This window comes from Actinokineospora enzanensis DSM 44649 (assembly GCF_000374445.1).
In the GTDB taxonomy this organism is placed as follows: domain Bacteria; phylum Actinomycetota; class Actinomycetes; order Mycobacteriales; family Pseudonocardiaceae; genus Actinokineospora; species Actinokineospora enzanensis.
On record NZ_KB894405.1, the window covers coordinates 212,725 to 235,499 of the forward strand.

At 71.5% G+C, this 22,775-nt stretch carries 16 protein-coding genes; 11 read left to right on the forward strand and 5 right to left on the reverse strand.

Annotated features, from left to right (window positions below; translation table 11 throughout):
* Positions 1 to 16 precede the first annotated feature (16 nt).
* Positions 17 to 817, reverse strand: a complete 801-nt coding sequence (locus C503_RS0105805) for a DUF1684 domain-containing protein (RefSeq protein ID WP_018681248.1) — start codon at positions 815 to 817, stop codon at positions 17 to 19.
* A gap of 279 nt (positions 818 to 1,096) precedes the next feature.
* On the opposite strand from C503_RS0105805, the gene C503_RS0105810 reads away from it, so the two are divergent.
* A complete protein-coding gene (locus C503_RS0105810) occupies positions 1,097 to 3,217 on the forward strand; it encodes an ATP-binding protein (RefSeq protein ID WP_018681249.1) in 2,121 nt (706 codons plus the stop codon).
* A 262-nt stretch (positions 3,218 to 3,479) separates the two neighbouring features.
* Here the strand turns inward: C503_RS0105810 and C503_RS45710 are convergent, their stop codons facing one another.
* Positions 3,480 to 5,129, reverse strand: coding sequence for a hypothetical protein (locus C503_RS45710; protein WP_156892998.1), 1,650 nt, complete (start codon positions 5,127 to 5,129; stop codon positions 3,480 to 3,482).
* A 194-nt stretch (positions 5,130 to 5,323) separates the two neighbouring features.
* On the opposite strand from C503_RS45710, the gene C503_RS44330 reads away from it, so the two are divergent.
* Positions 5,324 to 5,485, forward strand: a complete 162-nt coding sequence (locus C503_RS44330; RefSeq protein ID WP_245572417.1) for a helix-turn-helix domain-containing protein — start codon at positions 5,324 to 5,326, stop codon at positions 5,483 to 5,485.
* A gap of 78 nt (positions 5,486 to 5,563) precedes the next feature.
* Here C503_RS44330 and C503_RS0105825 read toward each other — a convergent pair whose 3' ends face one another.
* Entirely contained in the window at positions 5,564 to 6,085 is a 522-nt protein-coding gene (locus tag C503_RS0105825) for an OsmC family protein (protein ID WP_018681252.1), read from the reverse strand.
* Between the two features lie 156 nt (positions 6,086 to 6,241).
* Positions 6,242 to 7,468 carry an MFS transporter gene (locus C503_RS0105830; RefSeq protein ID WP_018681253.1) on the reverse strand — a complete coding sequence of 409 codons (1,227 nt, stop codon included), beginning with the start codon at positions 7,466 to 7,468 and terminating at the stop codon, positions 6,242 to 6,244.
* Between the two features lie 101 nt (positions 7,469 to 7,569).
* On the opposite strand from C503_RS0105830, the gene C503_RS0105835 reads away from it, so the two are divergent.
* Entirely contained in the window at positions 7,570 to 8,148 is a 579-nt protein-coding gene (locus C503_RS0105835) for a TetR/AcrR family transcriptional regulator (RefSeq protein WP_018681254.1), read from the forward strand.
* Positions 8,149 to 8,161: 13 nt separating this feature from the next.
* Here C503_RS0105835 and C503_RS0105840 read toward each other — a convergent pair whose 3' ends face one another.
* The gene (locus C503_RS0105840; RefSeq protein WP_018681255.1) at positions 8,162 to 9,685 is read right to left on the reverse strand and encodes a GMC family oxidoreductase; all 1,524 of its coding nucleotides are present in this window, start codon (positions 9,683 to 9,685) and stop codon (positions 8,162 to 8,164) included.
* Between the two features lie 569 nt (positions 9,686 to 10,254).
* On the opposite strand from C503_RS0105840, the gene C503_RS38140 reads away from it, so the two are divergent.
* The 8 genes from C503_RS38140 (at position 10,255) to C503_RS38150 (ending at position 22,705) form a co-directional block, all read left to right on the forward strand.
* Positions 10,255 to 11,436: an IS701 family transposase gene (locus tag C503_RS38140; protein ID WP_018681256.1), complete on the forward strand. Its 1,182-nt coding sequence runs from the start codon at positions 10,255 to 10,257 to the stop codon at positions 11,434 to 11,436.
* A 200-nt stretch (positions 11,437 to 11,636) separates the two neighbouring features.
* Positions 11,637 to 12,833 (forward strand): acyl-CoA dehydrogenase family protein, encoded by a 1,197-nt coding sequence (locus C503_RS0105850; protein ID WP_018681257.1) that lies wholly within the window; start codon positions 11,637 to 11,639, stop codon positions 12,831 to 12,833.
* 52 nt (positions 12,834 to 12,885) lie between these two features.
* Entirely contained in the window at positions 12,886 to 13,986 is a 1,101-nt protein-coding gene (locus tag C503_RS0105855) for a zinc-dependent alcohol dehydrogenase (RefSeq protein WP_018681258.1), read from the forward strand.
* A gap of 9 nt (positions 13,987 to 13,995) precedes the next feature.
* Positions 13,996 to 14,487, forward strand: coding sequence for a flavin reductase family protein (locus C503_RS0105860; protein WP_018681259.1), 492 nt, complete (start codon positions 13,996 to 13,998; stop codon positions 14,485 to 14,487).
* Positions 14,488 to 14,966: 479 nt separating this feature from the next.
* Entirely contained in the window at positions 14,967 to 18,131 is a 3,165-nt protein-coding gene (locus C503_RS48430; protein ID WP_033400289.1) for a S8 family peptidase, read from the forward strand.
* A gap of 225 nt (positions 18,132 to 18,356) precedes the next feature.
* Positions 18,357 to 19,361: a chymotrypsin family serine protease gene (locus C503_RS0105870; protein ID WP_018681261.1), complete on the forward strand. Its 1,005-nt coding sequence runs from the start codon at positions 18,357 to 18,359 to the stop codon at positions 19,359 to 19,361.
* A 112-nt stretch (positions 19,362 to 19,473) separates the two neighbouring features.
* Positions 19,474 to 21,039 carry an alpha/beta hydrolase gene (locus C503_RS38145; RefSeq protein WP_245572411.1) on the forward strand — a complete coding sequence of 522 codons (1,566 nt, stop codon included), beginning with the start codon at positions 19,474 to 19,476 and terminating at the stop codon, positions 21,037 to 21,039.
* Between the two features lie 115 nt (positions 21,040 to 21,154).
* The gene (locus C503_RS38150) at positions 21,155 to 22,705 is read left to right on the forward strand and encodes an alpha/beta hydrolase (RefSeq protein WP_033400253.1); all 1,551 of its coding nucleotides are present in this window, start codon (positions 21,155 to 21,157) and stop codon (positions 22,703 to 22,705) included.
* Positions 22,706 to 22,775 lie beyond the last annotated feature (70 nt).

Sequence of the window (22,775 nt, forward strand, 5' to 3'; positions counted from 1 at the left end):
GCCGGGCGCAACGGCTTCAGTGGGTCAGGGCTTCCTGCTCATACGGGATCCGCTCACCGGCCTCCACCGCGAACGGCAGATGGTTGCCCTCCGGCGGCAACGGGCACGTCGCGTACACCGTGAACGCGCACGGCAGGTTGGTGGCGCGGTTGAAGTCCAGCGTCACCGTCCCGTCCTCGTCCGCCTCGGAGACAGCCAGCGCGCGGTTGGCACCGTACGTCGTGACGCCGCTTGTGGTGTCGGTGAACAGGATGCTGAAGCCGGATTGTTTGCCGTTGAACGCGGTCAGTACGTGCTCGGTCCCCGCATGGGTGAACCGAACGACCCCCGGCGCGGTGTACACATGCGTCAGTCCGGCGACGACCGCGCCCACCGTGGTCGGGCGCGGCTCGGGGAACGCCTCGAAAATGCCGCGCAGGACCCAAGCCGGGTCCGGTTCGTAGGACGGCACACCCCGGAAGGCCTGGACGGCGGCGGCTCGTGGGTCGTGCACACGGATCAGGTAACCCGTGCGGCGGGCCACCTCGATCTCCACCTCGCCCGCTCGCACCCGGGTGCCCGCGCCGCTGTTGACCAGGTCGAAGCGGTGTACGTCGGTCAGTCGCGTGCCCTCGTGCACCAGGTCGGCGCCAGCCGGGTCGACGTAGGCGGCGTCGGCGTCCTGCCACCACCGGCCCGGCACCCCCGCGTACGACCGCGGCTCCGCACCCAGCCACTCCAGCGACACCAGCGCCAGCCACCCGTACGGGTCGCCCAGGTCCCGCTCGCGGGCCGCCTTCCATTCCCGCCAGCTCGCCGCGAACTCGTCGGTCGCCATCGTCGCCTCCTCCACTCCCGGGCACGCGTCCCGCACCCACCCAGGGCAACGACCAGGCCGGGCGACTATTCCTGCTCCCACATTGCGGAACCGGCTGATTTACGCCGTGACCGATGGATTATTTCACGAATTCTGCACAACTCCCGGAGAATCCACCGAATCCCATTCTACCGTTGGCGCCGACGGGAATGACGACCAGCGCGTGCGGCCTGTGGACGACCCGGGTGATCGCGTGCAGTACGGTGATCGTCACGGGCGGTGCCGGTTGGGGAGGGCTGGATGGCCGACGACGGCGACCTGGTGCGGAATGTGCTGAGCGGTCACGCGCAGGTGGCGTTGCAGGTCGGACGTGTCGGTGGCGATCTCCACCTGCACGGCGGCCGCGACATCCCGGCGCCGCGCATGGTCGTCGAGCGCAGCCCCCATTTCACCAACCAGGTGCGCGCGCTCGCCGAGGCGGATGCGCACTGGGACGGGGCGGACCGGGCACGGCCGGTGGTGATCGCGTTCGTCGGGTTGCCGGGCGTGGGCAAGACCGAGGTCGTGCGGGCCTGGCTGGGCGCGCACGCCGACGAGTTCCCCGACGGCCAGTTCCACGCCGACCTGTCCGCGGGCACGCGCGTCGACGGCGTGGAGAGCACCGTGCTGCGCGAGTTCCTGCTGGCGGTGGGCTTCGAGTCGGGCGCCATCAGCGACACGCCCGCCGGTCGCGCGGCGGCGTTCCGGTCGTGGTCGCACGGCAGGCGCGTCGCCGTCGTCGTCGAGGACGTGCTGGCCGCGCCGCAGGTGCGGATGCTGATGCCCGCGGGCGCGGGGTCGGTGGTGCTGGTGACCGCGCCCGGTCGGATCTCCGGGCTGGGCGTGGAGGAACAGCTCCGCGAGGTCGACCTGTCACCGCTGGAACCCGCGGCGGCGCGGGAACTGCTGGGCCGGATCGCGCGATTCGAACGGATCCGCGCGGAACCGCAGGCGGTCGACGCCTTGGTCGAGCTGTGCGCGGGGCTGCCGATCGCGTTGTGCGTGGCGGGCACGACGCTGGCCGAGTACCCGAAGCGCTCGATCGCGCGTCTGGTCGCCGAGCTGGAGGACCGTCGGCGCAGGCTGGCGGTGTTGTCGCGGACCACCAACCATTCCGTGGCCGCCGTCTTCGACAGCGCCTGCGAGCGGCTCGGCGAGACCTCGCGCCAGGTTTACCGGCTGCTCGGCGCCCATCCGGGTCCCGGCGACGTGCATCTCGACACGGTCGCGGCGGTCCTCGGCCTGGACACCTGGGATGTCCGCGACGCCGCCGACGAGCTGCTGCGGGCCGGGCTGGCACAGGAGAACGTCGAGGACCGGTTGTCCCTGCACGAGCTGGTTCATCTCCATGCGTGGACGAAAGCGGACCAGGACGGGGTGGCCGCGGAGCTGGCCGCGGCCGTGGACACGCATTACCACCACGTCGGCGTCGCGGCGGGTCACGCGATGCTGCCGTCCCGCCCGTGGCGCGACCAGCTCGCCCCGCACCTGGCCGCCTTCGACGCCCTGGCCCCGGTCGATCCGGTGGCCTGGTCGACGGCCGAGCGAGTCAACCTGCTCGGCACAGTGCGCCGAGCGGCCGAGTCGGAGTACCAGGACCGGGCATGGGAACTTGCCCTGATGCTGTGGCCCCTGCACGAACGCGGCAAGTACCTCGACGACCTCGCCCTCGCCGGTTCCCTCGGCGCGGCCGCCGCCGAACGTCGCGGGCGGACGGATGTGGCGGCGGTACTGCGCACCCAGGAGGGTTTCGCCGCATTGCACCGAGGCGATCCGGCCGCGGCCTACGCATTGTTCCGAACAGCGCTCGACGCGGACGCGGTCCCCGAGATCATCGCCACCGCCACCGAGTCGTTGGGCCTGGCCGCCCTCGCCCTGGACCGCCGCGCGGAAGCCGCGGACCTCCTCCGCCGCAACCTGTCCCTGGCCGAGACCGTCGGCGACCCGCGACGCATCGCCCTGGCCCGTATGCACCTGTCCAAAGCCGTCACCCCCACCGAGGCGATCGCCCTGCTCACGGCCGCCCATGCGTACTTCGAGACGGCGGGCCCCACCGACGCCCACAACGTCGCCAAGTGCGACCTCCTGCGCGGCATCGCCGAAACCGCCACCGCCGCCCACTCCGACGCCGCCACCCACCTGGCCCAGGCCCTCGACCTCCTGCACACCCTCGCCCGCCCCTACGACGAGGCCCACGCCTGGACCGCCCTCGGCGACCTCGCCACCACCACCCACGACCCCACCGCCGCCGACTGCTACCGCCGCGCCTTGATCATCGCCGAGACCTATGGCCACCAGCCGCGTGCCCGCGAACTCCACACCAAACTCGCCGACCTCGTCCGAGGATCCGGCCACCCCCGAGCACAACCCAGCGAGTTCTGAGACAGGCCCCGCCACGGTGCCTGTGGATCACGCTGTTCACGGACCTGTTCCGGCTGTTGATCAGCCGCCGGAACTCTGAGGTCTACGCGCCGAGCTGTGCACAGGGCCGAATCGGCGGCGCTGGCGGGCGCTTGTCAAGGGAGAGCGGAGCCCTGTGGATGCCTGGGCGGGTTGTGGACAACTCGCTCGGGGACCCCCGAGTTCCAGCCTGGTGGGATTGCGAGACGGAGAGTATGGGGTGCGGGTGGCGGGTGTGGATAACTCAGTCGGCGGGCTGGATGGTTGCGGTGAAGCGGCGGGGGCCGCAGTGGATTGTCAGGGTCAGCGGGACAGTGGGCGGGGTGTGGTCGCTGAGGAGGTGATGGAGGAGGGAAGCGCCGAGTGGGCCGTGGGAGGTGGGGAGGCCGGTGGTCACGTAGTGGGTGTTGTGGCGGGAGAGAGTCAGCCAGCGGTCGTGCGGGAGTGGAGTGGTTGCGAGGAGGGCGCCGGGGAGGGAGTGGAGGAGTTCCTGGGCCGTGGTGGGGTCGGGGGCGATGAGGATCTCGGCGAGTTCCAGTTCGCGGCGGAGAGGGGAGGCGGTGGTGTCCACGGTGAGGTGGGTTCCGTTGTAGGCGCCGGAGTTGAGGTTGGTGGAGGCGTGGCGGGTTATCGCGGCGGTGTTGTTGTGCAGGGTGACGTGGATTAGTTGGGCTGCGGGGGTGGTTGGGGGGACCAGGGGAGTGGGGACTACCTGGACTTCGGGGGGATAGGTGGGTTCTGGGAGGTTGAGGAGTCGATAGAACTCGGTGCGGAGGAGGGGGGCGGCTTTGTCGGGGTGGGAGGTTGCGAGAGCTGTCACAGAGGTTAGGTCGGGGCAGGGGGCGGTTGGGTCGCCGGTGTAGCGCGGGGCAATGTGGAGTAATTGGGCGATGGGGGAGTCCGGGTCCACGGTGCTGTGCGGGGCGGTGGCCAGGAATACCGGGCGGCCTAAGGCGGCGCCGTAGAAGGTCACCGAGCCGTGGTCGCCGATGATGGTGTCGGCGGCTATCAGGGCGGCGCGCCAGCCGTCCTGGGCGGGGAGGATGGTGAGGCCTGCGCGGGTGCAGCGGGCCAGCCAGGCGGCTACCTGCCAGTCGGAGTGCCAGGCGCGGATGTTGGGGTGCAGGGCGACCACCGTGCGGTATTCGTCCAGAGGTAATTCGGCCAGGGTATCGGGGAGGTCGGGGCATTCGGCGAAGAGTGAACCCGGGCCCCAGGTGGAGCTCACGACCAACAGGCGTTGGCCGGGGGCGACGCCGAAGGCCCGGCGGTACATGGGGCGTAGGGGGAGGCTGGCGGTCATTCGGTCGAGGCAGGGGTCGCCCGCCACCAGGCTGATGGGGACGGCTTGGCGGCACGAGCGGGCGAGGCGGGTGCGTTGTTCCTCGTGGGAGAGGACCAGGACGGTGGGGATCAGGTCGCCGTTCGCGTTGAGCAGGGACTCGCTGGAGATGCCGAAGGCGCCCTCATGCCCGTTTCCCGTTTCCCGTTTCCCGTTTCCCGTTTCCCGTTTCCCGTTTCCCGTTTCCCGTTTCCCGTTTCCCGTTTCCCGGAGATATTTATTGTAGCCCATTCCGTGGGGCAGGACGAGCAACGGCCGCAAGGCGGAGAGGTCCCCGCCCAGGCTCGCGCTGATCGCCAGGTCCGGTGGATTGTCCACAATCGACTGCCACGGGTGGACCCGGATTCCCTGCCCCGTCAGGAACTCCTCGGTCCCCGCCGTGAACGCCGACGAGCCGGGGACGGTGAACTCGACCTGGACGCGCGAGTCGGCCAGCAGGTGCAGGACGTCGAACAGCCGGGTGGCCGCGGTGATGTTGTGGACGATCGCGGCCACCCGGCGGGCTGGTCGGACGGTGGTCCAGACGTGCGCAGATGTCCGTGTCCCGACCACCGGCCCAACCTACCCGGCCGCGGCCGCACCCTCAGTGCGGGCGGCCGCGGCGTCGCGGGTGCTCTTCACCACGTCCGCCGGTGCGCGCCATTGCGGTAGGGGCGGTCCGGTAGTATCCGGAGTGCCGCTCCGCTTGGGTCAGGAGGTCCGATGTCCGGGACACCGCGCGCCGTAACCGTGCCCGGTTGATCGCGGTGGCGCGGGAGGTGTTCGACGAGGTGGGCATCGAGCAGGCCGCGCTCAACGACGTGGCCCGGCGCGCGGGTGTCGGGCCGGGCACCCTGTGGCGGCACTTCGCCAACCGGGACGCGCTGGTGACCGCGTCGACCCGGCCGCGAGTGGTGGAGTCCACTTAGGACGGAGATGGCCCGGTATGACGAAGGGCCGTCGTGCCGGCGGGAGGCGGGTTCGACGGCCCTGGTGTCACAACGGGATCAGGCGAGGTCGACGCGCACCGGCACGGCCGCGCCGAGGGTGTGGCCCACCGGGGACGACGCGATCACCTTGGCGTGCAGGGCTTCCACGTCCGCGCGCGGCGCGGGCGAGTCCAGCCGCACGGTGGCGGTGATGGTGTCGAAGCCCGCGTGGCCTTCCCGCAGTCCCAGGAAGACGTGCAGGTCGATGTCGCCCTTGAGGTCGATGGTCAGCCGGTCCAGCCGGATTCCCGCGACGGTGGCGTTGGCGGCGTAGCCGACCGCGAGGCAGTTGCCGAGGGCGCTCAGAAGCTGTTCGACCGGGTTGGGCGCGCTGTCCCCGCCGCCCAGCGCGGTCGGTTCGTCGGACGGGACCGGGGCGAAGGCGCGGACCTTGGCCTCGGAGCCGAAACCGCCGGTCCACGTCACATGCGCGGCCCAGGTCGTGTGGGCCTTCGCCGGATCTTCCTGGATGGCGGTCACGAGCGCGCCCACCGCGGCGATGTCGACGTTGTTGAGCGGGTGTTGGACTTCCACGGTCATGGTCGCTCCCGGGTGACGGATACCTCTTGCCGGGCAGGCTCCTCCGCGCGCACGGGCCGGGCAACCGCAACCGCCCACTGGGAAAGCGGGCATGAGCCACCCGGCTGTGATAGGGCGGGCGGTCGGCGGGGAGGATGCCGACCGCCCGCCATGGGGCTAGGCCTGCGGGACCGTTGCCAGCTGGGGTGCGGCCGTGGCCCGAGCCTGCCACAGCACGTGCGCGGTGAACGCCACCGCCGCGAGGATCGCGACCAGGCCGCACACCCCGCCCCAGCCCAGCCACACGTAGGCCCGCACGCCCAGCCAGGATCCGGCCGTGCCGCCGAGGAAGGCGCACGTCATGTACGCGGTGTTCAGCCTGCTGCGCACCTCCGGGCGCAGCTTGAAGATCCGTGCCTGGTTGGCCACCTGTCCACTTTGGACGGCGATGTCCAGCACCAGGATGCCGACGACCAGCCCGATGACGCCCAGCGCGCCGCCCGCGGTGCCCAGGGCCAGGATGGCCGCGCCCGCGATGGCGCCCAGGAAGCAGACGCGGTTGACGGTGTCCGAGCCGTCGCGGTCGGTGCGCCTGCCCGCGATCGGGCTGAAGAACATGCTGCCCGCGCCCACCAGTGCCACCAGGCCGACCACCGACGAGCCGAACGAGTAGTCCGGGCCGGTGAGCAGCAGCGCGATCGCCGTCCACGCCGCGGTGAAGCCGCCGAACATGGTGGCCTGGTAGAGGCAGGAGCGGCGCAGCTGGGGCTCGGTGGCCAGCAGCCGCAGCGACATGCCGAGCAGCGCGGGGTAGCGCTGCCGGGACGGGGGCGTGGTCAGCGGGATCGTCACCGCCAGCACCGCGCCCAGGACCAGCACCAACGCCGCCGCGACCACGTAGGGCGCGCGCCAGTCCAGCCAGTCGCCCAGGGTGCCGCTGAAGGTGCGGGCCAGCAGGATGCCGCCGAGCAGGCCGGACAGCAGCGTGCCGGTGACCGCGCCGCGGCGGTCGTCCGGGACCAGGCCCGCCGCCATCGGGATGATGATCTGCGGCACGACCGTGGTCAGGCCGATCAGCGCGCTCGCGGTGACCAGCAGCGGCAGCGTGTCGGCCAGGGCGGCGCCGACCAGGCCCAGGCCGGTGAGGCCGAGCAGGGTGAGGATCAGCGGTCGGTGGCGGAGCCGGTCGCCCAGCGGGACCAGCAGGAAGATGCCCGCCGCGTAGCCGAGCTGGGCGGCGGTGGCGACCAGTGCCGCGTCGTCCGGGGTGACCCCCAGGTCGCGGGCGACCAGCGGGCTGATCGCCTGCGGGAAGTAGACGTTCGCCACGGTGACCCCGCAGGCGAGCGCCAGGATGAAGATCGCCCGTCGGCTCAGTGTCGGCCGGGCTGTGTCCACGGACACGGGTGCTCCTTTCAAACGAACCATCTGGATCGAAAGCCTGTCAGACTCGCGCGTCGTGGTCAAACCAACCAGTTCGTTTTAGCGCGCGGTATGGTGGTGCAATGGGTTACGACTCGAACGCGACCAGGGAGCGGATCCTGGCGGCGGCCACCGCGGAGTTCGCCGCGCACGGCATCGCGGGCGCCCGGGTCGACCGGATCGCCGCCGACGCCAGGGCCAACAAGCGGGCCATCTACGACTACTTCGGCGACAAGGACCGGCTCTTCGGCGCCGTGCTGGAACGGCAGATGACGCGCTGCGCCGAGGAGGTCACCATCGAGGGCGGCGACCTCGCGGGCTACGCCGAACGGCTGGTCGACTACCACGCCGCCAACCCCGAGACGCTGCGCCTGCTGATGTGGGAAGCCTTGGAGTACGGGGAACGCGCGGTGCCCGGCGAGCCGGAACGGGCGGAGAAGTACCAGAAGCGAGTCGACGCCGCCGCGGCCGCGAACCCGCCGGTCGACCCCAGGGTGCTGGTGTTCTTCACCCTCGGGCTGGTCAACTGGGGGTTCGCGGTGCCGCAGCTGCGCCGCATGGTGCTGGGTGCCGACTATCCGCCGCACGCGTTGCGTGAGGCGGTCGCCGAGGCGGTGCGCGTGCTGGCCAAGTACTCGCCGCCGCGCCCCGACCCGGTCTGACCCGCCCGTGGCCTCAGCGGTCCGCCGACACCAGGTCGCTCGCCCGTTCGGCGAACATGGTCACCGGCGCGTGGGTGTGCGCCCGGACGATGGTGGGCAGGGCGGCGGCGTCCACGACCCGCAGCCCGTCGGTGCCGCGCACGCGCAGCGCCAGGTCCACGACCGAGGCCGGGTCCGCGCCCATCCGGCAGGTGCCGACCGGGTGGTGGATGTTCTCGCCCACCCGCCGGACGTAGTCGGCGATGTCGGCGGCCTCGGGCGACAGCGCGCCAGGGGTGAGCGGCTTGTCCCACCACCTGGCCATGACCGGCCGGGTCAGGATCTCCTGCGCCCGCCGCACCCCGGTGGTGAGGGTGCGCAGGTCGGCCGGGTCGGTGAGCAGCCCGGGGTCGATCAACGGCGCGGCGTCCGGGTCGGCCGAGGCGAGCCGGACCGCGCCGCGGCTCTCCGGCCGCAGCAGCACGACGCCGAGCGACAGCGCGTGCTCGGCCCGGCTTTCCTGCGCGCCAAGGGCACCGAGCAGCATGATGATCTCGATGTCCGGCGCGGGCAGGTCCGGGTCGGTGCGCAGGAACAGCGTCGCCTCGGACAGGATCGACTCCAGCGGGCCCTCGCGGTCGCGCAGGTACCGCTGGACGTCCTCGTCGGTCGCGGTGGAGCCGGGCGAGGCGAACCCGACGCCGGAGAACGCCATCGGGACCAGCACGTGGTCGGTCAGGTTCGCGCCCACGCCGGGCGCGTCGGCCACCAGCGGCACGCCGTGCTCGGCGAGCTGGTCGGCCGGGCCGACGCCGGAGCGCAGCAACAGGTGCGGGCTGCCGATCGCGCCCGCCGCCAGCAGCACCTCGCGCCGCGCGCGGACCTCCTCGATACCTTGTGCCGTGCGGATTTCCACGCCGACCGCGCGGGTGCCCTCGAAGACCACCCTGCGTACCAGGGTGTTCGCCATGACCCGCAGGTTCGCCCGGCCGCGGGCGGCGCCAAGGTAGGCGTCGGCGGAGCTGAACCGCAGGCCGTCGTGGTGGGTGGCGACGGCGGCGGAGTAGCCCTCGGGCAGCTCGCTTGCCGGGTCGTAGCCCAGCTGCGCGCACGCGGTCAGGAAGTCGGGGGTGACCGGGCTGGGATAGCGCAGCCCGGCCAGCCGGATGCGGTCGCGTTCGGCGCGCGCGACATAGGGTGCGAGGTCGGCGTGCGACCAGCCCGCGCAGCCGTCGGCGGCCCAGCCGTCGTAGTCGGCGGGGTGGCCGCGGGTCCACAGCTGGGCGTGGATGGCCGACGAGCCGCCGACCGCCCGGCCGCGCGGGTAGTCGATCACCCGGTGGTCCAGGCCGGGCTGCGGCACCGTGCGGTAGCCCCAGTCCAGGTCGGTGCCGAAGGTGCGCGGGAAGCGGATGGGCACCCGGACGTCGGGCTCGCGCTCGGGGTCCGGGCGGCCCGCCTCCAGCAGCAGCACCTCGGCCCCGCCCGCGCTGAGGCGGTCGGCGAGCACGCAGCCCGCCGCACCCGCCCCGACGATCACGTAGTCGGCGGTGGTCATGCGGATCTCTCCTCGTTCTCCTCGGGTGGGATCCCGGTGCCCACACGCGGTCGGGCGCCGCCGGGACGTGGGGAGCCGACCCGGGCCCGCGACACGCGCGGCCGACCCGGGCGACAATCCGACGGTACCGGCGGCGCGGGTGGTCGATCGCGAATCCGGTGCGACTTTCCCAGGTTCGCCGCGCTCGCCCGAATGGCGGCCCGGGGCCGCCCAAGAATATTCCCGTGATTTCTTCGTGATCGCGGCCTCCGGGCCCTGTCGGTCCCCGATGGTGCGCTTGGGATTAATGGCCTAGAACGGTTGATCCCGCTCGTGACCGACGGTGCGTCACGCTCGGCGTTCCGTATTCAGTGAGCGTTCCGAGCGTATGTCCGAATACGTTCCGGCAGGTCAGGTCAGGAATTGGCAAAGTTGCCTCGACAGTGCGCCGGGAACCGACGCACAAGGGTAGTTTGACGCCGATCGACGAGTGGTTCCCGCGCGTGCTCCGGCAGGCGTGCGCGGTCCGGACCACTCGTCGACGCGCGTCGGACCAGTCGCACCGGGGAGTGCAGGGGGAGAGTCGACACATGTCGAGCCATGAATCCTTTCGATTACCCGCGGCCGCCGACCGGGGCCTCGTCGCGTTCGTCGACGAGGTGTTCGGCGGGCTGCCCAGGGTGGACCAGCGGCGCTGGGCCGGGGTCTATCTGGACGGTCTGCTTCGGGTGCGGGGGAAGAAGACGATCCAGCGGCTGGCCGAGGCGGTGCGGTCGCCGTCGGTCACCCCGCACGCGTTGCGCCAGTTCATCAACTCCAGTCCGTGGGACTTCCGGCCCGCCCGCCGGGCGCTGGCCCGCGCCGCGGTCGCCGCGGCCCGCCCGTTGGCCTGGACCACCGCGCTGTCGGTGATCCCGAAGCGGGGCGACCACTCCGTCGGCGTGCACCGCCGCTTCGACCCGGAGACCGGCCGCACCGTCAACTGCCAGCTGGGCATCGGCCTCTACCTGGCGTCCGCCGAGAGCTGCCTGCCGGTGGACTGGCGGCTCGCGCTGGACGAGTCGTGGCTGGCCGACGAGCACCGCAAGCGCCGTGTGCGCATCCCCGACGGCATCGGGCCGCGGCCGGAATGGGCGCACGTGCTCGACTTCGCCGCGCTCGCCGCCACCCGCGAGTTCCCGGCGGGCATGCCGTTCGTGCTCGACCTGCACACGCTCCCGGACGTCGGCCCGGTCGTGCGCGGACTGGTCGATCTGGGACAGGACTTCCTGGTCCAGGTCGCCCCGACGCAGCCGGTCGCGTCGGCGGCCGCCGGGCACGCTCCCAGGGCGCCGATGCTGCTGCCGCGCCGCGCGCGCGAGCGGACCACCGCCCGCGAGTTCCTGTCCCACGGCTACGCCCGCCAGCCGCACATCGGCGCGGCGGACGGCGGCCACGTCGTCTACTCCGGACTCGTGCACGTCCCCGGGGTGCGCGGAACTCTACGGCTGTTGACGGACTGGTGCCCCAGGCGCGGCGCGCCCACCTGCTACTGGCTCACCTCCATGGTCCACCGGCGGGTCGGCGAGCTGCGCGCGTTGGTCCCGCACGCGAGCGCCGCCCGCCGCGTCGCCCGGGTGCTGGAACACGATTACGGCGTTCTCGACTTCGAGGGCCGCTCATTTCCTGGTTGGCACCACCACATGACGATGGTGTCCGCCGCCTACGCGTTCCGGTCGCTTGCCACGTCGACCGAAATGGTCGATTCAACCGCCCTTCGTCTCGCGCCCTGAAGTTGCGCCCGGAATACCCGCGTTCCGGGTGCGACTTTCGCACTTTCCCGTTGTCCGCCGGTTCGCCGGTGCCGCACAATGGAGTCACACGGAAGTCGTGGCGAATCGCCCAGGTGGACTTCCCGTCGGACACCCGAGCGGTGTCGACTTCTCGCTGATTCCGCTTTCCCTTTCCCGTATGGAAGACGAGGTGATCTCGCATGTCCGAGTCCGGCCGGGTCGGGCTGTGGCAACGCACGCCCGATGCCGAGGAACAGGACTGGCTTGGCCGGGTCGCGGCACTCGCGCCGGTGCTCCGGGCGGGCCGTGACCAGGCCGAACACGACCGCGCGACGCCCGCCGAGGTGTTCGCCGAGCTGCGCGACGCGGGCATCCCGCGGATGTGGGTGTCCACCGAGTTCGGCGGCGAGCAGGTCAGCCTGCGCACCGGCTCGGCCGTGATCCGCGCGCTGGCCAGGCTGGATGCCTCCATCGCCTGGCAGATGGGCGTGCAGGGCGCGATCGGGCGGCTGTCGGACTACCTGCCCGAGCAGACCGCGCGGGAGCTGTTCAAGAACCACGCGGGCCTGGTCGTCGGGGGCGTGAACCCCAGCGGTCGCGCCGAGGCCGTCCAGGGCGGCTACCGGCTCAGCGGTGAGTGGGGCTTCGCCAGCGGCTCCGCGCACGCCGACTGGCTGGTCTGCGCCGCGCCGGTGACCCTGGACGGCAAGCCGGTGACCGGCGCGGCAGGCCCGCAGCTGCGGATGTTGTTCATTCCCAAGGCGGACGCCGAGATGCTCGACACCTGGTACACCGTCGGGCTGCGCGGCACCGGCAGCAACCACTATCGGGTGCGGGACGTGTTCGTGCCCGAGGAGTACACAGTGGACCGGGCGGACATGCTCGCCGCCCCGGCCGACCGGCTCTCCCGCGCGTACCCCATCGGCTACTACGACTTCGGTCCGTTCACGTCCGCGTCCACCGCGCTGGGCATCGCCCAGGACGCCCTGGACACGTTCACCGAGCTGGCCCTGACCAAGACCCCCACGCTCGGCCTGAGCAAGCTCGCCTCCGGCCACACCACGCAGGAGAAGCTGGCCCGCGCCGAGATGCTGGCGCACACCGCCGAGCTGCTCCTGCGCGACGCCGCCGACCAGGCCGTCGCGCACGGCGAGGACGGCGGCGACCGGCTCAGCGCGCTGGTGCGCGTGGTGGCGGCGACCGTCGCCGAGCACGCGAGCACCGCCGTCGACATCGCCTACACGCTGGCCGGTTCCTCCTCGCTGTATGCCACGTCCCGGTTGGAGCGTTGCTTCCGGGACGTGCACTCGGCGGTCAAGCACATCACCTTGTCGCCGTCGCACTTCGAGATGGTCGGCCAGTACCTGCTCGGCGGCGGCCTGCACCTGCGCCGATGACCGAACATCCTTTTAGGACAGTCCTGTCGCAACTCACGGAGAGACGAAGACCATGACCATGATGGACGCCCCGCGCACCCGGGCGAAGACGATGCGCGCGCTGCAGCTGATCGCGCCGCAGAAGACCGTGCTGGCCGAGGTGCCCGTCCCGGAGACCCCGATCGACGGCCTGCTGCTCAAGACCCGCTGCGTGTCGATCTGCTCGACCGACATCTCCTTCTACGAGGGCCACCTGTTCCCCTCGGAGTACCCGGTGATCCTCGGCCACGAGTACCTCGGCGAGGTCGTCGACATCGGCCCGGCGTTCGACGCGGACGGCGCGGGCATCGAGATCGGCGACCGGGTCGTGTACTGGGGCCAGACCGACTACGGCGGCTTCGCCGAGTACCGCTCGCTGCGGCCGATCTTCTCCGGCCAGGTGCTGGAGGACGTGTTCGCCGCGGACCGGAACTTCTTCGACGACCACCGGGCAGCGGCGGTCAAGGTCCCGGACGACATGTCCGACCTGGAGGCCTCGTTCATCGAGCCGATCACCGGCGCGCTGCGCTCGGTGCTCACCAACGCCCCCAAGGTCGGCGACCGGGTGCTGATCATGGGCACCGGCCCGATCGGCATCATCGCGGGCAGCGTGATCCGCCGCCTGCTGGCCCCGCACTCGATCGTCTCGGTGGACGCGAACCCGCAGCGCAACGCGCACGCCGAGGCACATTTCTCGCAGCACGCATACCTGCCGCAGGAGCTGATCGACACCGTCGAGGACAGCTCGTTCGACTACGTCTTCGACGCCCTGCCCACGGTGAAGGTGGACGACGAGGAGAAGGACCCGCGCCGGGTCGCCATGCGCAAGCTGCGACCCAAGGGCAAGTACGTGCTCTACGGTGCCTCGCAGGAGATGCAGAAGTTCGACACCTGGCTGATGCTGGCCAAGGGCATCGACATCTGCGCCGCCCCGTTCGACGTCACCAGCTTCCCCATGCACAAGACCGCCAACGTGATCGCCTCGGCCATGCGCATGCTGCGCACCGGGATCGTGGACGGCAAGAACCTGCTGTCCCGCGTGCACAGGTTCGACGACTACGAGGGCCTGGTGCGGGTGTTCGAGAACTACCGGCACACCACCGACCTCAAGACCATCGTCGACTTCCGGGACTGAGGAGGGTCCATGTCGATCGACGCGACCGCGTTCACCCGCGCCATGTCCCGCGTCCCCGGCCCGGTGGCGGTGGCCACCACGGTCGACGGCGCGGGCAGGCGGTGGGGCTTCACCGGCAGCTCGTTCAGCTCGCTGTCGCTGGACCCGCCGCTGGTGCTGATCTGCCTGGCGAAGACGGCCAGCACGCACGCCGCGTTCGCGGGCTCGCCGCACTTCATGGTCAACGTGCTCAACGGCGACCAGGCGGAGGTGGCCCGCCGATTCGCGAAGTCGGGGGTCGACCGGTTCCACGCGGGCGACATGGTCCCGTGCGAGCTGGGACTTCCGGGACATCCCGATGCCGCGCTGCGGCTGGCGTGCACCCGGTACGACATGTTGGACGGCGGTGACCACAGCATCCTGGTGGGCCGGGTCGAGGCTCTGCACGTGGCCGCGCACCCGCCGCTGGTCTACTGCGACCGCTCCTTCACCCAGCCCATGCCCGCCGGTCAGTTGACCTGACCCCGACCAACCGTGTTGCGGGCCGTTCCGGAACGGCCCGCAACACGGCGCGTGGTACCTCCCTTTCGGACTTTGATCTCCGCACACGGCGCAACCCGCGCGGTGGGACCGCGCGTGGGTGTGGCGAACGGGGCGGCGGAGCAGACGCTGCCCGGCCTGGGCGGTGACGAGGTGACGCCCGCCCGGTCGCGGTGCGGGTCGAGCGGCCGGACGCGGTCTACCGCTACGCGTCGCTGGACTACCGCGAACCCACCGCGTGGGGCCTGACCGGGGTGAACGTGATCGACGACGACTTCCGCGACGCCGCGGTCATCCCGTCGACGACCGCCGCGCCGGGCCGGGCGAGCCCTGAGCCGGGGCGGTCCGCGCCCTTGGTGTGTCCACTATGGACTACCGGGGTGTCGCTCAACAACCGTGCCGTGATCGGCGTTGTAGGGCGGGGCGGTTGTCGACACCGCTCGGGACCAGGGGAGTGCGGAATGACGTACAGACGGGGTGCGCCGCTGGCCGTCCTCGTGGTGACGCTCGCGGCGAGTGCGGTGGTCGTCCCGCCGATCGCTCGGGCGGCGCCGGGACGACCGGCCCGGGACACCGAGATCACGCTGGTGACCGGCGACCACGTGACAGTCGGCGACGGCCCGGCGCGGGTCCGCCCGGCGGCCGGGCGCGAGCGGCTGGCGTTCACCCAACGCGTGGACGAGCACGGTGACCTGCACGTGGTCCCGGTCGACGCGGCCGCCGCCGTCGCGTCGGGGCGGGTGGACGCGCGGCTGTTCGACGTGACGGCGCTGGTGCGCGACGGCTACACCGCGGGCACGCCGGTGATCGTCACCTATCCGGGGGCGCGGCTGGCGGCCACGCCGGGCGCTCGGCAGCTGCCGAGTGTCGATGGCGAGGCATTCACCGTGACCGGCTCGGAGTTCTGGGTGTCGGCTCGGAGCAAGGGGCTCGCGGCGGACCGGGCCGGGGTCGGCAGGATCTGGCTGGACGCCCGCGACCACGCTGACCTGGATCGGAGCGTCCCGCAGATCGGCGGTCCGCAGGCCTGGCAGGCGGGCCACACCGGCCGGGGCGTCACGGTGGCCGTGCTCGACACGGGCATCGACGCCACGCACCCGGACCTCGCCGGGGCGGTCGCGGACACGCGCAACTTCACCGAATCGCCGACGACCGACGACCTGTTCGGGCACGGCACGCACGTGGCGTCGATCATCACCGGTTCCGGTCGGTACCGGGGTGTGGCGCCGGACAGCACGCTGCTGGTCGGCAAGGTGCTCGACGACCAGGGCGAGGGCTCGGACTCCGCGATCATCGCCGGGATGGAGTGGGCGGCGGCCGCGGGCGCGGACGTGGTCAACATGAGCCTGGGCAACGCCCGGCCGTCCGCGGGCGACGATCCGTTGTCCCAGGCCGTCAACCGGCTGACGGCGCAGTACGGCACATTGTTCGTGGTTTCCTCCGGGAATTTCGCCTCGTTGCCGGTCGGCTCGCCCGCCGCCGCCGATGCCGCGCTGACCGTCGGCGCGGTCGACCGGCAGGACGCGCTGGCCGACTTCTCGACCCAGGGGCCACGGCCGGGTGATGGCGCGATCAAACCCGACATCACCGCGCCCGGGGTCGGCATCGTCGCGGCCCGCGCGGCGCACGGAACGATCGGGGATCCGGTGGATGCCACGCATGTGGCGCTGTCGGGGACGTCGATGGCCGCGCCGCACGTGGCCGGTTCCGCCGCGTTGCTCGCGGGCGAGCACCCGGACTGGGGCCCGGAGCGGATCAAGGCCACGCTGATGGACAGCGCGTCGCCGAACCCGACCGTCTCGGTGTTCGCGCAGGGCGCGGGTCGGGTGGACGTCGGCCGCGCGACCCGGCAGCCGGTGTCGGCGAGCGTGGGCAGCCTGAGCCTGGGGACCGCGTCGTGGCCGCACCAGGACGACCAGCCGATCACGCGCGCCATCACCTACCACAACGACGGCGACGCGCCGGTGACGCTGACGATCGCGCCGCAGGTCACCGGACCCGGGGACGCGGCGGCCACCGGACTGGTCACGCTGTCGGCGGACCGGGTCACCATCCCGGCAGGCGGCCGGTCCGAGGTCACGGTCACCGTCGACACGCGGGTGGCCGCCCCGGACGGGGACTACCGCGGCGCGATCGTGGCGACCGGTGGTGACAGCGTGGTGCGCACGGCGCTCGCGTTGACCAAGGAGAGCGAGCACTACAACGTGACCGTCCGGTTCCGGGACAGGACGGGAGCGCCGACGACCGGCTACGACTTCCGGTTCACCGACCTGGACGACGACACCGGCCAGGTGGGCGGTGGCGAGGCCGACACGGTGGTGCTCCGGCTGCGGCCGGGCGGCTACTTCGTCGACGCCCGGGTGTACGACGAGAACTACGAGCACATCGCCGCGTTCTACGAGCCCGCGTTCGTCGTCACCGGCGACCGGACGCTGGTCCTGGACGCGAGTCGGGGACAACCGGCCGGACTTCGGGTGGAGCGGCCGGAGGCGGTCGTCGACACCGCGCTGGTGGGCATGGAGGAGACGACCTCGCGCGGGAACGTCGGTGAGATCCTGCTGCTGCCGGACTTCGACGGTGTCTCGGTCGTCCCGTCGGTGACCTCCGCGCCGGGCAAGGCCCGGTTCAAGGTGGCCGCGGCGCTCGCCCGTCCCGACCGTTCCGGCGGGTTCCGGGACAGCCCCTACCTGTACACGGTCGGCTGGGACGAGGACGGCCGCGTCCCGGACCGGCCCGACCGCCTGCTCCGCGACCGGGACCTGCCCCACTCCCGGCTCGCGGCCGCCGCGTCGGCGGCGGGCGCGCGGGGCCGGTTCTTCGACATGTCCGACGTGCCGCTGCCGGGTGGGATCGACCTCTACCGCACCCCGGACTTCCCGTGGCGCCTCGACTTCCAGGAGACCGACGCGGCGGGTCGCCAACTGTCGCACCAGCAGGCGACGGCCGAGGGACAGGCCCGGTGGAACACGGCGGTGTTCGGCCCGGCGTTCCCCACCTCGGGCGTGTCCGGATGGGTGCGCCGGAGCAGTACCGGACTGTCCGTGTACCTCCCGTTGTTCAGCGACCAGTCGGCGCACCACGTGGGCTTCCCGTCGACCGCGTCCACCCGGACCAGGCTGTTCCGGAACGAGACGCTTGTCGCGGAATCCGACACCGGGCTCCCGCTCCAGGCCACCCTGCCCGCCGCCGCGGACGACTACCGCCTGACGGCGGTCGCGACGCGGGGCGCGCCGTTCGACCTGAGCACCTCGGTCAGCGCGGAGTGGACGTTCCGTTCCGTTGCGGCGCCGTCCCGCACGGTCGTCCCGGTGACGCTGCCGGTGGTCCGGTTCGCGCCGGTCCTGGACGACCACAACCGGGCCCGGGCCGGACGGGTGTTCGCCCTGCCGGTCTACGCGCAACGAAACGGGACGACCGCCGCGGGCGTGGCCAAGCCGGACGTGTGGATCTCCTATGACGACGGCGCCACCTGGCGGCCGCTGCCGGTCGTGAGCGTCGGCGGTCGCTGGTTGGCCGCCGGTGTCCACCCGGCCGGTGCCAGTTACGTCTCGTTGCGGGCGAGCACCCGGGACGGTGACGGGAACACGGTGGACCAGACCATCATCCACGCCTACCGGCTGCACTGAGCCCCGTTGCCGGGGCAGGCGGGCGGGTCGCCGACACCGGTGGCCCGCCCGTCGCCAAGCCGCCGTCCGGGTGGTCCGTCCCGACCGGACATCCACAGTGGACCACCGCCGTTGGGCCGAACGAGTCACGGACCGGCACGACCGGGTGTCGCGCGGCGGCGGCCATTGTCGACGGCCGCCGACCGGGAGGAAGGTGGGCGCCCCGACGGGAGCAGGGAGGCGACGATGTCGGTCGACCGCGAGGACGAGGTCCGGACGCTGGGTGCCGTGCTGGCCCGGCGCCGGGACCAGCTGTTGGCGCTGCCGGGCTGCACGGGCGTCGCGATCGGGCGCAAGAACGTCGGCGGCACGGACCGGGACGACCTGGCGATCACGGTGTTCGTCGAGCACAAGCACGACGTGCCCGCCGGGCAGCGGGTCCCGGCGAGCCTGGAGGGGTTCCCGACGGACGTGGTGGAACAGGAACGGGAGGAACTGGAACTGCTCGCCACCGACCCGTTCGCCCGCTACGACCCGATGTTCTCCGGCCTGTCGGTGGCCGCGGGCGAGATCCCGCCCGCCTGGGGTTCCATCGGCTGTTTCATCGACACCACCGGCGACCCGGGCAACAACGTCCCGGCGGGCGTCTACCTGCTGACCAACCAGCACGTCCTGCAGAACGCCTCGGTGGCCCACCCGGAGGTCATCCAGCCCAAGGACGACAACATCGTCGCCCCGCCGAACTACCTGTGCGCGGACTACGTGCAGGGCTACCAGACGCCCACACTGGACTGCGCGGTCGCGCTGGTCAGCCGGGCACAGGAGAACGCGGTGCCCAACTATCCGTGGCACCCCGGCCTGCGCACGATCCAGGGCGTGGGCGTCGCGGTGCCCGGCGACGCCGTCTACAAGTTCGGCGCCACGACCAGGTTCACCGAGGGCGTCGTCGTCTACGTCAACTACAATCCGCCCGGCCTGGCCTACCAGAACGTGATCCTGTTGCGCGCCAAGGACGGCGCGAACCATCTGTGGGTGGCCAAGGGGGACTCCGGTTCCATCTCCGTCCGGGCCGCCGACGACTTCGCGATCGGGCTCAACTTCGCCGGATCGCCGAACGCGGTCATCCAGAACCCGCCGCCGACCCTGCCCGCCTATCCCGCCTACTACCGCAGTTTCGCCTACGACCTGCAGTCCCAGATGAACGCGTTCGTCGCCGCCGGTGGCACGGTCACATTGGCCGCGCCGGGCTGATCGGATTGGCCCGAAAGGCGCAACGTATTGCTCCCTATTTGTCCGAGAATCAGCGATAATGTCCTCTTTCAGGAGGATGACGGCGCGGGTCGGGGCTGCCTAGGTTGCGAACGTGCGACGATCACTTCCGCCCCTGCTCGGCGCGATGGTGCTGGCGAGCCTGTTATCCGGGCTCCCCGCCCAGGCCGCCCCCGCCACCGTGCCCACCTCCCCACCGTTGACCTGGACCGAGTGTCCACCCGACCCCTTCGGCACCCCCGTCGACCCGCGCCTGCGGTGCACGACGCTGAAGGCGCCGCTGGACTATCGCGCACCGCGCGGTGCCACCATCGACATCGCCGTGTCCCGGATGCGGACGGCGAAACCCGGACTGCGGCGCGGGATCCTGCTGCACAACGCGGGCGGACCGGGCGGCGCGAGCCTGAACCTGCCCAGCAGCTACGTGCACGTGTATCCGCAGGACATCCTCGACCGGTACGACCTGGTCAGCTTCGACCCGCGCGGCGTCGGCTACAGCTCGCCGGTCACCTGCGGCCGCACCTGGGACCAGCTGCCCAACGAGGTCTACTTACCCTTCCCCGCACCGGACGGCTCGATCGACGCCAACGTGACGTTCGCGCGTGACCTCGCTCGGGATTGTCTGGCCGAGGGCGGCCGGGAGATCCGGTACGTGACCACCGCGAACACCGCTCGGGACATGGACCGGATCCGGGTGGCGTTGGGCGAGTCGAAGGTCTCGTACAACAGCGGTTCCTACGGCAGTTACCTCGGTGCGGTCTACGCCACGATGTTCCCCGAGCGCACCGACCGGTTCGTCATCGACTCGAACGTCGACCCGGGCGGCATCTGGCAGGACCAGTGGCGGATGTGGGACCCCGGTGCCGAGCTCCGGTTCACCGACTTCGCCAAGTGGGCCGTCGCGCAGGATCCGGCGCTCGGTGCGACGCCGGACAAGGTGCGGACAAACTTCCTGGCCTTGGCCGACCGTCTCGACCGCGCGCCGGTGACCCATCCGAAGGCGGGACAGGTCAACGGGAACCTGTTCCGGGCCGCCTACCGGGGATATTCCTACAACGTCGTGTTCTTTCCGGAGATCGCCGCCTGGTGGCATTTCGTCGAGGGCACCGGACCGGCGCCGGACTGGTTCGATTTCCCCGTGCTGCCCGGTATTCCGGCGGACAACGAGGTCGCCGTCCAGGTCGCGGTGACCTGCGGCGATATCGGTTCCCCGCGCCGGATCGACCAGTACCGCCGCGAAGTGCGCGAGGACCGGGCGAAATACCCGATCCTGGCGGGTATGGGCGCGAACGTCCGGGCCTGCGCGTTCTGGCCGGACCCGGTCGAACCGCCCGTCCGCGTGACGGACCGGGGACCGGACAACATCCTGATCCTGCAGAACCTCCGCGACCCGGCAACGCCTTACGCGGGCGCGCTGGGCATGCGCCGCGCACTCGGCCACCGCGCCCGCATGATCACGGTGGACGCGGGAAACCACGGCGTCTACGACCCGAGCACGCCGTCCTGCGCGGTCACCGAGACCGACAGGTTCCTGACCACGGGCGCGCTTCCTCGACGTGACCTGTTCTGCAAACCGGACCCCGCTCCGCCCGTGCGAAACGACACGCTCGCGCGTATAACCCTTGCCGCCAGCGGGGTTTCTTTGTCCGATATCGGATAATCGTTGCCGTGACAGGAGTAGCGGCCTGGTCCTGGTGGCCGCAACTTCCCGGGTACTTCCGAGTACGTCCGGAAAACCGGTGCCGCGCCGGGGAGATCGCTCTACCGTCGAGACTGTGCGACGATCACTTCCGATTCTCCTCGGCGCGGTCGTATTGGCGGGCCTGGCTTCCGGACTCCCGGCTCAGGCCGCCCCGACACCGCCCCAGCCACCACCACTGACCTGGACCGACTGTCCCCCCGACCCGTTGGGCATCCCCGTCGACCCGCGCCTGCGGTGCACGACGCTGAAGGTCCCGCTGGACTACGACTCGCCGCACGGCGAGACGATCGACATCGCCGTGTCCCGCATGCAGACCGCCAAACCCGGCCTGCGGCGCGGGATCCTGGTCCACAACGGCGGCGGCCCCGGCGTGGCCAGCCTCAACCTGCCCAGCGCCTACGTGCGGGCCTACCCGCAGGACGTCCTCGACCGCTACGACCTGGTCGGCTTCGATCCGCGCGGCGTCGGCCACAGCACGCCGCTCACCTGCGGGCGAACCCCGGCGCAGCTGCCCGACACGCTCTACCTGCCTTACCCCGCCCCGGACGGCTCGATCGACGCGAACGTGGCGTTCGCCCGTGATCTCGCCCGGGATTGTCTCGCCAAGGGCGGCCATGAGGTCCGGTACGTGACGACCGCGAACACGGCTCGGGACATGGACCAGATCCGTGCCGCGTTGGGCGAGTCCAAGGTCTCGTATCTCAGTGGTTCGTACGGCAGTTACCTCGGTGCGGTCTACGCCACGATGTTCCCCGAGCGTACCGACCGGTTCGTCATCGACGCGAACGTCGACCCCACCCGGGTCTGGCAGGACGAGTTCCGGCTGTGGGACCCGGCCGCCGAGGTCCGCTTCACCGATTTCGCCAAGTGGGCCGTCGAACACGATCCAGCCCTCGGCACGACACCGGACCAGGTGCGGGCGAACTACCTGGCGCTCGCCGACCGCCTGGACCACACCCCGGTCGTGCATCCCCAGGCGGGGCCGATCGACGGCAACCGCTTCCGTGGCTCGTTCCGCAACGCCTACTACCACGTGCTGCTCTTTCCCCGGTTCGCCGCGCTGTGGCATTTCGTGGACGGATCCGGCCCGCCGCCGCAGATAGCCGTCGCGCCGGTGATTCCCGGCGTGCCGGTGGACAACATCCAGGCCTCCCAGACCGCCGTGCTGTGCGGTGACGTCGCCTCGCCTCGCCGCATCGACTCCTATCGACGTGCGGTGCGGGAGGATCGAGCCAGGTATCCGATCCTGGCGGGGGTGGGCGCGAACATCCACGCCTGCGCGTTCTGGCCGGACCCGGTCGAACGGCCGGTCCGGGTCACCGATCGTGGACCGGACAACATCCTGATGGTCCAGAACGTGCGGGACCCGGTCACGGCGTATGACGGGGCGCTGGGGATGCGCCGGGCGTTGGGGCACCGGGCTCGTCTGATCACCGTGGACGCGGGCAACCATGGTGCCTATGACCCGAGCACGCCGTCCTGTGCGGTGACCGGCGCGAACCGGTACTTGGTCACAGGGGAGCTGCCGGAGCGGGATCTGTTCTGCGAGCCGGATCCCGTGCCTCCGGGGGCCGGGGTGGCTCGGGTGGCTCTGGCAGGCGGGAGTTCCCTGCTGGGTGCGTGATGGGCGCCGTGCGGGCCGGTTGTCGATCGGCCCGCACGGTGGTCCTGTGGTCGTGGTGTGTCGGGACTTC